Annotated in this window: 10 protein-coding genes; 3 read left to right on the forward strand and 7 right to left on the reverse strand. The window is 47.4% G+C overall.

From position 1 onward, the window contains the following. Nucleotides 1-11 precede the first annotated feature (11 nt). The 5 genes from CEW91_RS03050 to CEW91_RS03070 form a co-directional block, all read right to left on the reverse strand. The gene (locus tag CEW91_RS03050) at nt 12-1,430 is read right to left on the reverse strand and encodes a sodium-dependent transporter (RefSeq protein ID WP_088767624.1); all 1,419 of its coding nucleotides are present in this window, start codon (nt 1,428-1,430) and stop codon (nt 12-14) included. Nucleotides 1,431-1,726: 296 nt separating this feature from the next. After that, nucleotides 1,727-2,812: a cell division protein ZapE gene (zapE, locus tag CEW91_RS03055; RefSeq protein ID WP_232507016.1), complete on the reverse strand. Its 1,086-nt coding sequence runs from the start codon at nt 2,810-2,812 to the stop codon at nt 1,727-1,729. 71 nt (nt 2,813-2,883) lie between these two features. Beyond that, entirely contained in the window at nt 2,884-3,738 is an 855-nt protein-coding gene (gene trxA, locus CEW91_RS03060) for a thioredoxin (RefSeq protein WP_088767625.1), read from the reverse strand. Between the two features lie 75 nt (nt 3,739-3,813). Next, nucleotides 3,814-5,187, reverse strand: a complete 1,374-nt coding sequence (locus CEW91_RS03065) for an aldehyde dehydrogenase family protein (RefSeq protein WP_088767626.1) — start codon at nt 5,185-5,187, stop codon at nt 3,814-3,816. Next, the gene (locus CEW91_RS03070; RefSeq protein ID WP_088767627.1) at nt 5,184-6,626 is read right to left on the reverse strand and encodes an NAD-dependent succinate-semialdehyde dehydrogenase; all 1,443 of its coding nucleotides are present in this window, start codon (nt 6,624-6,626) and stop codon (nt 5,184-5,186) included. The genes CEW91_RS03065 and CEW91_RS03070 overlap by 4 nt, the downstream gene beginning before the upstream one ends. A gap of 349 nt (nt 6,627-6,975) precedes the next feature. Between CEW91_RS03070 and CEW91_RS03075 the strand changes: the two genes are divergently transcribed. Continuing rightward, nucleotides 6,976-8,742 carry a DEAD/DEAH box helicase gene (locus tag CEW91_RS03075; RefSeq protein WP_088767628.1) on the forward strand — a complete coding sequence of 589 codons (1,767 nt, stop codon included), beginning with the start codon at nt 6,976-6,978 and terminating at the stop codon, nt 8,740-8,742. Here CEW91_RS03075 and CEW91_RS03080 read toward each other — a convergent pair. Both CEW91_RS03080 and CEW91_RS03085 read right to left on the reverse strand, forming a co-directional pair. Next, nucleotides 8,739-9,275: a lipocalin family protein gene (locus CEW91_RS03080; protein WP_088767629.1), complete on the reverse strand. Its 537-nt coding sequence runs from the start codon at nt 9,273-9,275 to the stop codon at nt 8,739-8,741. The two genes, CEW91_RS03075 and CEW91_RS03080, sit on opposite strands and share 4 nt — an antisense overlap. A 12-nt stretch (nt 9,276-9,287) precedes the next feature. Continuing rightward, nucleotides 9,288-10,844: a cryptochrome/photolyase family protein gene (locus CEW91_RS03085; RefSeq protein ID WP_088767630.1), complete on the reverse strand. Its 1,557-nt coding sequence runs from the start codon at nt 10,842-10,844 to the stop codon at nt 9,288-9,290. Nucleotides 10,845-10,965: 121 nt separating this feature from the next. Here CEW91_RS03085 and CEW91_RS03090 point away from each other — a divergent pair, with 121 nt between their 5' ends. Together CEW91_RS03090 and CEW91_RS03095 are read left to right on the forward strand one after the other, a co-directional pair. After that, complete coding sequence (locus CEW91_RS03090) at nt 10,966-11,742, forward strand: hypothetical protein (RefSeq protein ID WP_058576092.1); 777 nt, start codon at nt 10,966-10,968, stop codon at nt 11,740-11,742. Nucleotides 11,743-11,747: 5 nt separating this feature from the next. Beyond that, nucleotides 11,748-13,733 (forward strand): 3-deoxy-D-manno-octulosonic acid kinase, encoded by a 1,986-nt coding sequence (locus CEW91_RS03095; protein ID WP_088767631.1) that lies wholly within the window; start codon nt 11,748-11,750, stop codon nt 13,731-13,733. Nucleotides 13,734-13,782 lie beyond the last annotated feature (49 nt).

Consider the following 13,782-nt stretch of genomic DNA (forward strand, 5'->3'; position numbering starts at 1 on the left):
TGACTCCGCCTTTAGAATAGGGAGAATCCAACAAACTTAGTCAGTACTGTGTTGATAAACACAACCGCAAGAATTAACGGAATAAAGGTACTGATTGAAATACGAACATATTTAGCAAGTAACGTATTTCTATAATTTGGGTTGCCTTCTGACAGTTCATCTTCAAGCCCTTTACGACGCCAGTGTAGCGTAACGAACAAGCAGATAAGTAAACCGTTTAACGGCAATATGGTGTCGTAAAACACGTCATAAATGACGTCGAATACCGACTTTGGTTGCCCGGCATACGCAGTAAATTCAGTGAACGCAGGCACAAAACCAAACGATGTCGCCGCTATTAATGTGAGTACGGTCACGGCAAAGCCCATAACCAAGAGTGTTTTCTTTCGACTGAATTTCGCTTTCTCAATAATCGCTGCGGTCGGTACTTCCAGTATCGATACCAATGACGTTATAGCGGCGATGAACGTCAGCAAGAAGAAAACGGTCGCAGCGATACTGGCACCAACGTAGCCAACAACACCTTCTAAAGCCACAAAGATTTGCGGGAAGAAAGAGAAAATCATACTCACCGAGGAGTCACTTAATGTGTCCGGGTTGGTATTCGGGTTGATGGCGAAGATAGCTGGCAGAGTCATTAAACCAGCGGTAAATGCGACGGCGGTATCGGTCAGGGCGACCAGCTTGCCGGAAGTAACAATGTCATCGCGACGGCTGAAATAAGAGCCGTAGGTAATCAAAATACCCATACCTAATGACAATGAGAAGAACGCTTGAGCCAACGCACCGTTTACGACAGAACCGTCGATTTTTGAGAAGTCCGGCACTAAGTAAAATTCGACCCCTAATGCGGCGTTGTCGAGCGATAAAACAAAAATAACCAGCAATACAAGCATAATGAACAGCGCTGGCATAAGAAATTTAGCGGCCTTTTCAATGCCTTTCCTGACACCGCCAACAAGAATAACGTTGATAATGACGGTAACTGCGACGAGAAACCCAACAAAGCCGTAGTCATTGACGAACTGGCCAAAGTACTCAGCGTCAGCCAGCATGGCCAGATTTCCGGTGATTGAATGCCATAAATAACCGAATATCCAGACGGTAATCACCATGTAAAATACGGCAATCATAAAGGGCGTAATGACCGCCAGTAGTCCGGCTATATGCCAGCCCTTATTGTCTGGCGATAATGCCTGATAGGACCCTAGTGGGCTTTTTTGCGCGCGGCGGCCCAGCCCCATTTCCGCCAACATGACTGGTACGCATATAAAGGCAACGAACAAAGCATAAATAATAAGAAAGGCACCGCCACCGTTTTTTGTTGCGGCAACAGGGAAGCCAACTAAGTTTCCGATACCAACGGCAGAGCCTGCCGCGGCAAGTATAAATCCAATTTTAGAGCTGAATTGATCGCGTTGTTCGCTCATTCTGACCTTCTTGTTATCGTTATTATCTTGAGGTGCTTTGTAAGCATCAATTTTTAAATTCCAGCAATCCTAGCAAGGGGTAACGTTAACGGCAAGCAGCGGATGAGTGAATACGTCGTGAATATTGGCAAGTCTGACCTGAGTGCTAAAAAATTTATTAACATCCATTACAAATGCGATATTGGAAAATGTTAAAACTCATGTAACCTTTTTCTAACTCTGTTTTAACACGCTGGTAAATACAGGGAATTCTACTCTCTGGAACAGATTGGCGTCTTTTTACCAGCGTGTTTCCCCTACCAATGCTGCATTTCGAAAAGACGCGAGACACAGCGCCTAAATGGAAAGGCGAGTTGTTGTGCCTGGTAGAGTTGTTCAACATCCACTTCCGCGGTTATCAGTAAGAGACAGCCTCGGTCATAGCATTCATCGACGAGCGCGATAAAGCGACGAGCTTCATTGTCGAGCTTGCTGATACGCTTTGCGTCGTGTTCCCGCTGGTAGGTCTCTTCGACGCCATGCACCAACTCTTTGTCGGGAATGTAGGTAAACGCCGGAACATTTTGTACAGCAATGGCGTTGTATTTGTCGGCAAGCTCCATGTAGTCACGCTGGCTTCGGGGGCCCGAACACAGGCTCATAAAATCAAAGCCGATAACCTCGCTGTTACGCCATAAGCAGGGAATCGTTCGATTCATTATCACGACATTATCGCTTTGCTCTAGCTTGCCAAAGCGCTCTTCGGCCAGCGCTTTTAAATCAGTTGGCAGCCCCTGGGTTAGGTAAAGCGGCATGTCTGTGCTGTTAATACGGCGATAATCGGTACCAAAACCCAAGTCGATAAGCTCGCATTGACGGTTAAGTAACTCAATGGTCGGTTCAAAGCGGTGCCGCGCCAAGCCGTCTTTATACAGTTCGCCAGGAGGCGCGTTAGACGTTGTAATTAACGTCACGCCTGCGTCAAACAAACTTTCCCATAACCGGGCCAAAATCATGGCATCGCCAATATCTTCAACAAAAAACTCATCCAGGCAGATAATCGAATATTTGCTAGCCCACTCTTTTGCAATTTGCTGCATTGGGTTTTCCTCACCCTGCAAACCATTCAGTGCATCATGAACTCTGGCCATAAAGTGGTGATAGTGCAGCCTAATAAACGATGAATTGGCTGTTGAAAGTGAGCGTAGCTGTTCGGAAAACATGTCCATTAGCATGGTTTTTCCGCGGCCAACGGGGCCGTATAAATATAAGCTTTTTATGGAGGTTGAGTCTTTATTGCTAATAGCATCAAGACGCTGTTGAAGCGCAGCAACGGCGTTTCGTTGAAAACTGTCGTCGTTTAGCTTTCCTGAGTCAATCCAGTGTTGGTAAATTTTCTGCATGGCGTTACTGAGTTAGTGCCAAAAAAAGGGCCGGCTGAGGGAGCCGGCCAAGATCGTTGCTAGTGAACAGCCTAATACATCATGCTGTAAAGTTTTCTACGATAGGTTGCTGCGAGCGGATCACCGTCGGGTAACGAATTAATAATGTCGAGTGCGTATTTTTTCGCACCTTCAAAATTGACGTCTTTCGTTAACACGGTAAAGACCAGTTGCAGTGCTTCTTCGTCGCGGTGTGCTTCATGAAATTTTAAAGCTAACTGTAATTTCAACGATAAGTCACCAGGATTCTGCTCAACTTGCTCCTGCAAGGCGCGAAGTTCAGGGGAGTCTGCCGCATCTTCGGCTAACTCTAACTTACCCTTAATGCGCTGATAATCGCTGTCTTGTTCTACCATTGGAATAGCGGCAACCAATTCCTTGGCCTGATCTAACCGACCAGCGTCTACGGCCGCTTCGGCCAGTAATTTAATGGCTGCCATATCGGTGTTATCAAGATCATAGGCTTGCTTAGCCAAGGTATAGGCTTTGTTCGCATCGCCTTCACCCATGGCGACTTGTGCCTGTTGAATAAGATCGTCTGACGGGCTTGGCAAATGCTTACTCAACATTTCCCTAACTTCGCTTTCGGTTTTAACACCACCAAAACTATCAACTGGTTCACCGTTTTTGAAAAGAGCTACGGTTGGGAGACTGCGAATGCCAAACTGCATGGCTAACTCTTGTTGGTCATCGCAATTTATTTTCGCGAGAATAACCTGGTCGCTGTATTCGTTTGCCAGTTTTTCCAACACCGGCATGAGTTGTTTGCACGGCTCACACCAGTCAGCCCAAAAATCGATAATAACCAGTTTCTCTTTTGAGCCTTCTAAGAGCACCTGCTGAAAGTTCTGCAGCGTGACATCAATAATGTTGGACTGTTGTGACATTTGCGCCCGTTCTCCTGTGTCTTTTTGTTCGTGTCTTAAAACAGGATATGTTGACGCTAAACGCCAATTTCAAGGTTAACCGGCAAACCAGGACAAGACTTTGTCTTTTAATTTGCTGTACGGAGGGTAACGCAATGCCACATCAAAGCGGAAGCTGCGGGTCATAACCGGTTTTAAATGACTAAAAGTATCAAAGCCCCACTTTCCGTGATAACGACCCATACCGCTTTGGCCGACGCCGCCAAACGGCAACTTGTCATTGAGCATAAACATCAGGGTGTCGTTGTAGCAAACATTGCCGGCGGACACTCGCTGAGTAAACTGCTTCAGCATTCGTTTATCTTTTGAAAACACATAAAGTGCTAAAGGCTTAGGTTTGGTGTTAATCAACTCAATAGCTTCAGAAGCTGACTTCACGGTCACTACCGGCAGTAGCGGACCAAATATCTCTTCCTGCATTAGCGGACTGTCGCCAGATACTCCATCGATAACTGTTGGTGCGATATACCGCTCACGTTTGTCGAAGTCCCCACCAATGACAACATTGGCACCGTCGAGCATTCGGGTCAGTCGTTGCCAGTGCTGTTCGTGAATAATACGACCGTAGTCACTCGATTGCTGTGGATCATCCCCGTAAAATTGCGCAATTTGCTCGCGCAATGCATCAATCAAACGGTCTTTCATTGACTCTTCAACCAGTAAGTAGTCTGGCGCGATGCAGGTTTGTCCAGCATTCAGAAACTTTCCCCAAACAACACGGCGAGCCGTTACGGTCATATCGGCGTCGTTCAACACGACTGCGGGGCTCTTGCCGCCCAGCTCGAGCGTCACAGGCGTCAGGTTTTTCGCCGCCGCTGCCATAATGGCTTTGGCTGCTTGCGGACCGCCGGTGTAAAAAATATGGTCGAACGGCAATTCAGTCAGCTGTTGAGAGACGTCAACGCCACCAGTAACGACTTTAAAGGCGGCGCTGTCCAGGTAATTAACCAAACATTTTTCAAAAACACCAGCGGTTGCCTGGGCATGCTCAGACGGCTTTATTACGGCACAGTTACCCGTGGAAATGGCCGCAATAAGCGGCGCTAGGGTTAGCTGAACAGGGTAATTCCAGGCGCCTAAGACTAATACGGTGCCTAAGGGCTCTGGCACTATCACGCTCTTGGCCGGCCAGGCCAGCATTGGATTACCGACTTTACGTGGCTTCACCCAGCCACGCAGAGCGTTAAGAGTATGTTTAATATCGGTTTTAAGGAACTGAATTTCAGTAAGTTGTGACTCGCTGGGACACTTGCCTAAATCTTGCTGCAGTGCGTCCAGTAAGTCCTTTTCGTGGTCTTCTAAAAAACGGGAGAGCTGTTTTAACTGCTGCTGACGCCAAGACAGCGGACGTGTCAGTCCGCTGTCAAAGGTGTGTTGAAGTTGCTCTAACGTTTTGAGTTGTGGGTTCATTCAAGTCCGCCGAGGGTTACGGTTTTCAATTCTAAGTATTCATCAATACCGTATTTTGATCCTTCCCGTCCAATACCGGACTCTTTAATGCCGCCAAATGGGTTGTAAGCATGCGAAATACCGCCGGTATTCACGCCTACCATGCCGTATTCAAGTGCTTCACTCACTCGGAAAATGCGAGAGGTGTCTTTCGCTGCAAAGTACGACGCCAGCCCGAATGGCGTGTCATTGGCTTTCTTAATGCCTTCTTCTTCCGTTTCGAAGGTATTAATGGCAACGACAGGACCAAAGATTTCTTCTTTGGTGATGTCCATATCGTCAGTAACGCCTGAAACCACGGTTGGTGCGTAGAACAAATCGCCCAGTTCGGTCATGACTGAACCGCCAGCTTCAATCGTAGCGCCATCTGATTTCGCTGACAGCACCAGGCGCTGAACCTTGTCGACAGCATCCTGATCAATTAGAGGTCCTAAGTCGACGCCTTCTTCAGTCCCCGGCCCCACTTTTAATGCTTTTACCTTGCTGACAATCGCCTGAGTGAATTTTTCAGCAACCGTTTCCTGCACCAACACTCGGTTGGCAGAAACGCAGGTTTGTCCGCCATTACGGAATTTACAGGCAATAAGCTGCTCGGCAGCCTGCTCAATGTCGGCGTCGTCAAACACCAGGAACGGAGCATTACCGCCCAGCTCCAGCGACACTTTGGATACGTGCTCTGAGCATTGTTGCATAAGAATCTTGCCAACGCCGGTAGAGCCCGTGAATGACAACTTACGAACCTGTGATGACGTTGCAAGGCGTTTACCTACGGTTTTGGCATCAGTGGTTGGAATGATATTAATAACACCGTCCGGAATGCCCACTTCACTGGCAAGTTGCGCCAACGCTAAGCTTGAAAGGGGAGTTAACTGCGGTGGCTTAACAACGATGGTGCAGCCAGCGGCTAATGCCGGTGCAATTTTTCGAGTGATCATCGCATTCGGGAAGTTCCACGGGGTAATGGCTGCGCAGACGCCAACGGGTTCTTTGGTTACTAACACGCGTTTGCTGCTGTCGGTCAGCGGCAGGATATCACCGTTAATGCGTTCGGCTTCGCCGGCAAACCAGTCGACGAAGCTGGCACCGTACTCGACCTCACCAACCGCTTCTGGAACCGGTTTGCCTTGTTCGGCGCTCATCAATTCGCCCAATGCTTGCTTGTTGTCCATCATGGACTGATACCACTTACGTAATAGCACCGCCCGCTCGCGAGCGGTCTTCTTACGCCATTTCGCCAGTGCCGTCTCGGCAACATTAATGGCGCGTTGCGTAAGTTCGTCATCGGCATCGGCAACTTCGGCCAACACCTCACCGGTTGCTGGGTTAGTCACACTGAAACGCTTCTCTGTGGGTACCCAGTGACCTTCGATGAAACAATCGCTTTTAGTAAGTGATGACATGGAATGTGCTGACATATAGCCTCCAACTGAATAAGTTTATCTCTACTAATGTAGGCAATAAATGCGCAAATGGTTCAACTTTTTCAATGATTTCAGACTATATTTTGGTTTTTGTCGAAAAAGTACCCAGTTACATTGCTTTTATCGCACAAATGCGTATAATCCGCAGCTCCTTCAAGGAACACCGCATTACTGATGAGGCAGCGGTCACCCTTGATTCGCGGGGTTGCAGCGCCTGATTCCAGTCCAGACAGTTTAGAGACTGACCACTGATTCCTGTTGCCGGGCCATAACCCCATATTTGTTTTGTTTGCCATGAGGCAAACGGGAATATAGTGAGACACAATTTATGTCAAAGACTCAAACGAGCCTGTCGTTCAGCGACATGGCCCTACCTTCTGCTGTGCTTGAACAACTGAACGCCATGGGTTTTGAAACCCCAACCCCTATTCAGCAGCAGTCAATCCCTGCTCTATTAGAGGGTAATGATGTGTTAGGTGAAGCGCAAACAGGTACCGGTAAAACGGCCGCATTTGGCTTGCCTGCGCTGGCCAAAATTGACCCTTCGTTGAAACAGACTCAAGTCTTAGTAGTAACGCCTACACGTGAGTTAGCCATTCAGGTTGCTGAAGCGTTAGAAGGCTTTTCTAAGCAGATGCGTGGTGTTGGCGTTGCTACCGTTTATGGTGGTGCTGCCTTTGGTCCGCAGGTAAAAGCGTTAAAACAAGGTACCTCAATTGTTGTTGGTACGCCGGGTCGTCTTATCGACTTACTGAATAAAAATGTATTGCAACTGGATGGTTTGAAGGTTGCGGTATTGGATGAAGCCGACGAAATGTTGAACATGGGCTTCATTGAAGACATCGAAACCATTTTAAAAGGTGTGCCTGAAACGGCCCAGCGAGCGTTGTTCTCAGCGACTATGCCGAATGCCATCCGTAAATTGGCGAAAACCTTCCTGAATAAACCATTGAATATTCAGATTGAAGCGGTTGCGCGTGAAAAAGCAACGATTAAGCAGAAAGCGTGGAAAGTTCAGGGCATGACGAAAATGACCGCTCTGACTCGTTTATTGGAAGTGACTCCGTATCAACGTGCATTGATTTTCGTGCGCACTCGCCAGGACACTATGGATGTTGCTGAGCTGTTGCAGCGCTCAGGTTTCAAAGCGTCGCCGTTAAGCGGCGATTTAAACCAGGCTCAACGCGAACAAACAGTCAGCCAGCTGCGCAGCGGTCATATCGAAATTCTGGTGGCGACAGACGTTGTAGCACGTGGTTTGGATGTACCTGAAATTACCCACGTTATTAACTACGACTTGCCAAGTGACACCGAGTCTTATGTTCACCGTATTGGTCGTACCGGCCGTGCAGGGCGTTCAGGCGAAGCGATTTTGTTCTTCCGCGCGAAAGAGCGTCATTTGTTGCGTCACTACGAGCGTTTGACCAATGCTCCGGTAGAATTTTTCGAGGTTCCAAATGCGAACCAGTTGAGTCAGCATCGCCAACAGCAACTACTAGAGAAGCTTCAGGCATCGATGCAGGCAGACAATGCGCATGCTGACAGTGACAAGCTGAAAAAGCTGCTTGGTCAATGGCTCGAAAGTGATGAACTTTCTGCTGAAGACTTAGCCTTGGCGCTTTTGACTGAACAACATAAACAACGCCCGTTGTTCTTAAAAGAAGATCGTCCAGTGCGTGAAATGCGTAATGATCGCCCAGGACGTAATGAGCGTGGTGACAAACGTAAGCCTCGCGCTGAACGCGGCGGACGTGCAGCCGATATCGACTTTGATACCTATAAAATTCAAGTGGGTAAAGAGCATGGTGCTCGTCCCGGAGACATCGTTGGCGCGATTGCAAACGAAGCCTCTATGGACAGCAAATACATCGGTCAAATTCAGTTGTTCGATAACCACTCGCTGGTTCAGTTGCCAAAGGGTATGCCGAAAGATGTTATGCACGTACTGAAAAAAGCGCGTGTTCGTCAGCAGCCAATGGGCCTTGAGCTAAGTGATGAGCAAGTGAAACGAGCGCCACGTCCACCGCGTGATCGTGACGCCCGTGGTCCTAAACGCCGTCAGGCAGGAAAGGGCGCAGCACGTCGTTTTAACTAATTAGAATGATTCACACCGGCCGGATGATCGACAATGATCATCTGGTCGATGTCGTATCCCCATTCATTCGCTTTTGCGAGCGCATAATCTAAGTCCGGCTGAGACACATTCGGTGTCCGCGACAAAAACCAGAAATACTCATGCGAATCGCTGGTGACAATTGCCTGTTGGTAGTTATCATCTAACCAGCTAACGTAATAACCACCGTAAAACGGCCAGAAAAACGTCACTTGATAGGCTGCCTTCATATTTTCAACTGGCTCTGCTTTGCCTATGGCGGTTTGCCATTCCTGATTTTCAACATGAAAGCCACGATTGGTCACTTCTAATGTGCCGTCACCATTTAAACGGTATTCAGCGGTAACGCCTTGCAGACCCTCTTCAAAGCTGTGTGGCATTCGCGCAATTTCGTACCACTTTCCTAAATAGCGGTCAGCGTCGAATTCATCAACAACATCAGCCACCGGTGTAGGCTGAGACTTACAGGCAGTCAGTAATAAGGTCAGTAAAAATGCAGGTAACCACTTGTTCATTGTGCGTCCTTGTTATAACTCGTTTATTGTTTTCAGGTAATGCTCAGCTTGTTGTATGAGCGCATTTTGCTCGTCATCCGATTTTTTATTCCATACTTGATACATCATGCCCATTCTATGGTTATTTTCAAAATGTTCTTTATGACGGTTAATAAAGTGCCAGTATAGACTATTAAACGGGCAGGCTTTGTCACCGGTTTTTTTGTTCGGATCGTAATGGCATTGGCTACAATAGTGACCCATTTTCTTCATATAGTTTGCACTTGAAATGTAAGGCTTAGTCGCAATCAGTCCATTGTCTGCGTATTGGCTCATGCCCCGAGTATTGGGTAGCTCCACCCATTCAATAGCGTCAATATAAATGCCTAAGTACCAGTCATCGAGAGCGTCTGGGGAAACACCGGTGAGTAGCGCGAAGTTACCCGTCACCATCAGTCTTTGTATGTGGTGAGCGTACGCGTAGTCGAGAGACTGCCGGATAGAGTGATGCATACACGCCATTTTTGTTTCAGCATTCCAGTAATAGCTCGGAAGCGCACGAGTATGATTCAACGCATTGTTGTTTTTGTACTCGGGCATGAACTTCCAGTAAATGGCTCTGACAAACTCTCTCCAGCCGATAACTTGACGGACAAAGCCTTCAATTTGCGCGAGGCTTATCGTGTCTTTGTTGTTGGACCAATGCTCAACGGCTGAGTGAACCACTTCTAATGGATGCAGCATTTTGGTGTTCAACGCGAAGGACAGACGGGAGTGGAAGAGACTCCAGTGTGCCCCGGGCGTTATATTATCAGTTGTCATTGTGTCCTGGTAACGGCCGAAATTCGGTAAGCCAAACTCACAGAAGTACGATGATAATTGTTGCGCTTGCTTTCTGTTTACCGGCCAAATAAGTTGCTTTGGATTAACGTTTCCCATTGTTTTGATATTCTGCTTCGAGAGCATGTTGTCGATATCCGAAACGTCATTAGCAAATACAAGAGGCTCGGGAACGTGTTGGTTTTTTGGCAGTTTTTTTTGGTTTTCTTTATCGAAGTTCCAGCGCCCGCCGATTGGTTTCCCTCCCTCCATTAAAATCTCGTGTTCACTACGCACCTTGCGGTAGAAGGTTTCCATCAGATAATTGTCGGTATCTGGAAAGTAGTCTTTTAAAGCGTTTCGGCCAGTAAGGAAGTGCTCAGTATCAAACCACTTAATGTCGATATTGTTGGCGCCTGCCCAGCTCTTTAGTTGATGGTCGAGTCGGTATTCGTCAGGTTGCTGGCACTCAATATGTTTTGCGCCAGTTTCTTCAAGCAACCAAAGCAGGTTCTTCGTGAGGCTTTGTTGATTACGGGCATCGTCCAGTCTGAGATAAAAGATGCGATGGCCCGCTGATTCTAATGCGTTAGAAAAATTACGCATGGCTTTAAAAAACGCCAATACCTTTTGCCGGTGATGCAACACGTAATCGGCTTCCTGCCCCAGCTCCATCATTACGTAAAGCGTTTCTGAGCTTTTTGTTTTAAACCAACGGTGGCGAGCATTTAATTGGTCACCTAATATCAGCCTTATTGTCTTCGCCTTCATTACGAGTCCATAACCAGAGTTAACTAAGGCTTAATACGTTGCTTGAGTTAATTCAGATTGGCGTACCGAAATTCGCTAAAATATGGCATTATGCGCGTTAGTTTAAGAGTCAGGAGTTTTTATGAGCCAGGTTGAAAGTGCAGAGAGTCAGTCTCAGCAAAAGCCCGTTAATGTTATTTGCATAAAGTGGGGTAAAAAATACGGCCCCGATTATGTGAATACACTGCATTCAATGGTGAGCCGCCATTTGAGCCGACCGTTTCGTTTTGTGTGCTTTACGGATGATTTCGATGGCATTAATGATGATATTGAAGTTAAAGCAATTCCGAAAATTGGCTTTGAAGACTTCGACAAACAAGTACCTTGGACAAAAGCGCATGGCTGGTTGAAGTTAACCTGCTTTGCAAACCCTCTTTATGACTTAGAGGGTCCAACACTGTTTTTAGACTTAGACATTATTATTGTCGGCAGCCTGGACGAGTTTTTCGAGCCGGAAGGCGACTTCATGGTCATTAAGGAATGGGATAAATCCGATGCAACAGGTAATACATCGGTATTCCGTTTTAATATTGGTGCACACGATGACGCTCTCGAGCACTTAAAGAAAGATCCTGACGCTGCTACCGCTGATGTTCGTAATGAGCAGGAATACATTACGCACTTTGTTGACCGCCAGAATAAGTTGAAATATTGGCCAGAAAAATGGTGCCGAAGCTTTAAACGACATTGCTTGCGTCCATTCCCGTTAAGTTTCTTTCAGGAGCCACGTATTCCTGAAGAAGCAAAAGTTATTATTTTCCACGGTAAACCGCACCCTGACGATGCGTTAGAAGGTCGCAGTGGCAAATGGTACCGCAAGGTGTTACCCACCAAGTGGATTGCTGAATACTGGCGCTAATTCGCATGATGCTTTGGTTTTACGGATTAATATTACGGCTGGTGACTCCAGCCGTTTTTGTCTGGCTATGGTTGCGCGGCCGAAAAGACCATCGTTATCGCTCACACTGGGCAGAGCGGCTGGCGCTGGATACGGTCAGTAGTAACTTGCAGGGATGTACGATCATTCACAGCGTGTCGGTTGGCGAAACGCTTGCAGCGAAGCGTTTAATTGAGCAATTTGTCGCGCAATTTCCTGACGAAAAAGTCGTTATAACCTGCATGACGCCGACTGCACGCGCGCTTATTCGGGCGCATTTTGGTAACCAAGTAACGTGTCGTTACTGGCCATTGGACACTCCGGGGTCTGCAAAGCGCTTTGTTTCAAAACTGAGGCCTAAAACCGTTTGGATAATGGAGACCGAGCTTTGGCCGCAAATGCTCAATTCTCTGGCTCAAGCGAGTGTGCCGGTTTGTTTATTGAACGCACGGCTTTCAAAACGTTCTGCGGCGGGATATCGTCGTTTTCACCGATTACTGAAGTCGGTGTGGCAACAGTTATCTTTCGTTTCGGTGCAAAATAAAGAAACAGCTCGCCGAATGCATGTATTGGGTGTGCCGAAAGAGCGTTTATTTGTGGATGGAAACCTCAAATACGATATTGAGCTTAGTCAGACTGAAAAATTAAAAGCGGCTTCATGGAAAGAGAGTTCAGAAGGCCGTTCAATGTGGTTGGGCAGCAGCACCCACCCGGGTGAGCATGAACAGCTGCTAGCTGCTCATAAACGTATTCTTGAGCATGAGCCCGGCGCTTGCCTTATTATTGCGCCCAGACATCCCGAACAGTTTGAGGTCGTTGCCAAATTAGTTCAGGATAACGCCTTGCGACTGGCCCGCCGGAGTCAAAACGACACAATTCCCAATGATTGTGATGTTTTTTTGGCGGACAGTATGGGCGAAATGATGCTTTGGGGGCAGTTGGCACCTATAAGCTTTATTGGTGGCAGTTTAATTGAACGAGGTGGGCACAACCCCCTTGAAGTTATTGCTGCTGGCTCCAATGTTATGTCTGGTAAACACGTTTTTAACTTCCCGCAAGTTTATGGGGAGCTGGCAAAAGCCGGCGCTGTTAATTGGGTTGGGAACGTAGACGATATCGTCAATACGATAAACAAGCTGCAGCAGCCAGCTGTCATGAAACAACAACATGACGCTGCTAAAAGTGTCTTAGAGACGCATCAGGGTGCAACGCAACGCGTGTTAGCGAGAGCACTGGAATATACTCTGACAGGAAGCGGTATGATAAAGACAGAGCAGAGTCCCCGTGGGCTTATTCGCTACGACAGCAATATTATTGAAACCATTGAAGACAAGCATTTCACGGCGCAGTATTGGCAACAACAAAAAGCCATTGCGGGTAACTCAACTGGCCGGGCAACGGTCTGGTTCATTCAACAGGGCGACTTAGGCTTGTTGCTGCGCCATTATTACCGAGGTGGATTGGTCGGAAAAATCAATAAAGATCGCTTTTTAAGAGAACCCGCTGACAAAAGCAGAGCGATTCACGAATTTGATTTGTTATTGAAGCTGCGCGAGAAAGGGCTTCCGGTTCCGAAACCGGTTGCGGCACGCATGGAAAAAACCGGTGTCTTCAGTTACAAAGCCGATATCCTAGTCGAAGTCATTCCGGGCGCAGTGGATGTCTTTCGCCTACTGCGCGAAAAACAGCTCTCGGCAGAGCTTTGGCAAACGCTTGGTGCCGTCATAAAGGAGCTGCACGACGCTGGTGTCTATCATTCAGACCTGAACTGCCATAACTTGATGTTAGATGACAACGACAAAGCATGGATAGTGGACTTTGATAAATGTGACTTTCGTGAAGAGGGTGACTGGAAGGAAGCGAACATTCAACGCTTGTTGCGCTCATTGAGAAAAGAGAAGGAAAAGAACGACACGTTTTACTGGAAAGAGTCTCGCGATTGGCCTGAATTATTGACCGGGTATCGCCGTTAGCGGCGGCTCACTTCTCTGCACAAAAAAGCCCGGAAACTCGTCAGAGCTT

Origin of the sequence: Idiomarina piscisalsi, assembly GCF_002211765.1 — a bacterium.
Taxonomy (GTDB): Bacteria; Pseudomonadota; Gammaproteobacteria; order Enterobacterales; family Alteromonadaceae; genus Idiomarina; species Idiomarina piscisalsi_A.

Coding starts and splice junctions, on each gene's coding strand:
- CEW91_RS03090 (WP_058576092.1), top strand. CDS start 10,966: ATGAGCCAGGTTGAAAGTGCAGAGAGTCAGTCTCAGCAAAAGCCCGTT.
- CEW91_RS03080 (WP_088767629.1), bottom strand. CDS start 9,275: ATGAACAAGTGGTTACCTGCATTTTTACTGACCTTATTACTGACTGCC.
- CEW91_RS03070 (WP_088767627.1), bottom strand. CDS start 6,626: ATGTCATCACTTACTAAAAGCGATTGTTTCATCGAAGGTCACTGGGTA.
- CEW91_RS03085 (WP_088767630.1), bottom strand. CDS start 10,844: ATGAAGGCGAAGACAATAAGGCTGATATTAGGTGACCAATTAAATGCT.
- CEW91_RS03075 (WP_088767628.1), top strand. CDS start 6,976: ATGTCAAAGACTCAAACGAGCCTGTCGTTCAGCGACATGGCCCTACCT.
- zapE (WP_232507016.1), bottom strand. CDS start 2,812: ATGCAGAAAATTTACCAACACTGGATTGACTCAGGAAAGCTAAACGAC.
- CEW91_RS03050 (WP_088767624.1), bottom strand. CDS start 1,430: ATGAGCGAACAACGCGATCAATTCAGCTCTAAAATTGGATTTATACTT.
- CEW91_RS03095 (WP_088767631.1), top strand. CDS start 11,748: ATGATGCTTTGGTTTTACGGATTAATATTACGGCTGGTGACTCCAGCC.
- CEW91_RS03065 (WP_088767626.1), bottom strand. CDS start 5,187: ATGAACCCACAACTCAAAACGTTAGAGCAACTTCAACACACCTTTGAC.
- trxA (WP_088767625.1), bottom strand. CDS start 3,738: ATGTCACAACAGTCCAACATTATTGATGTCACGCTGCAGAACTTTCAG.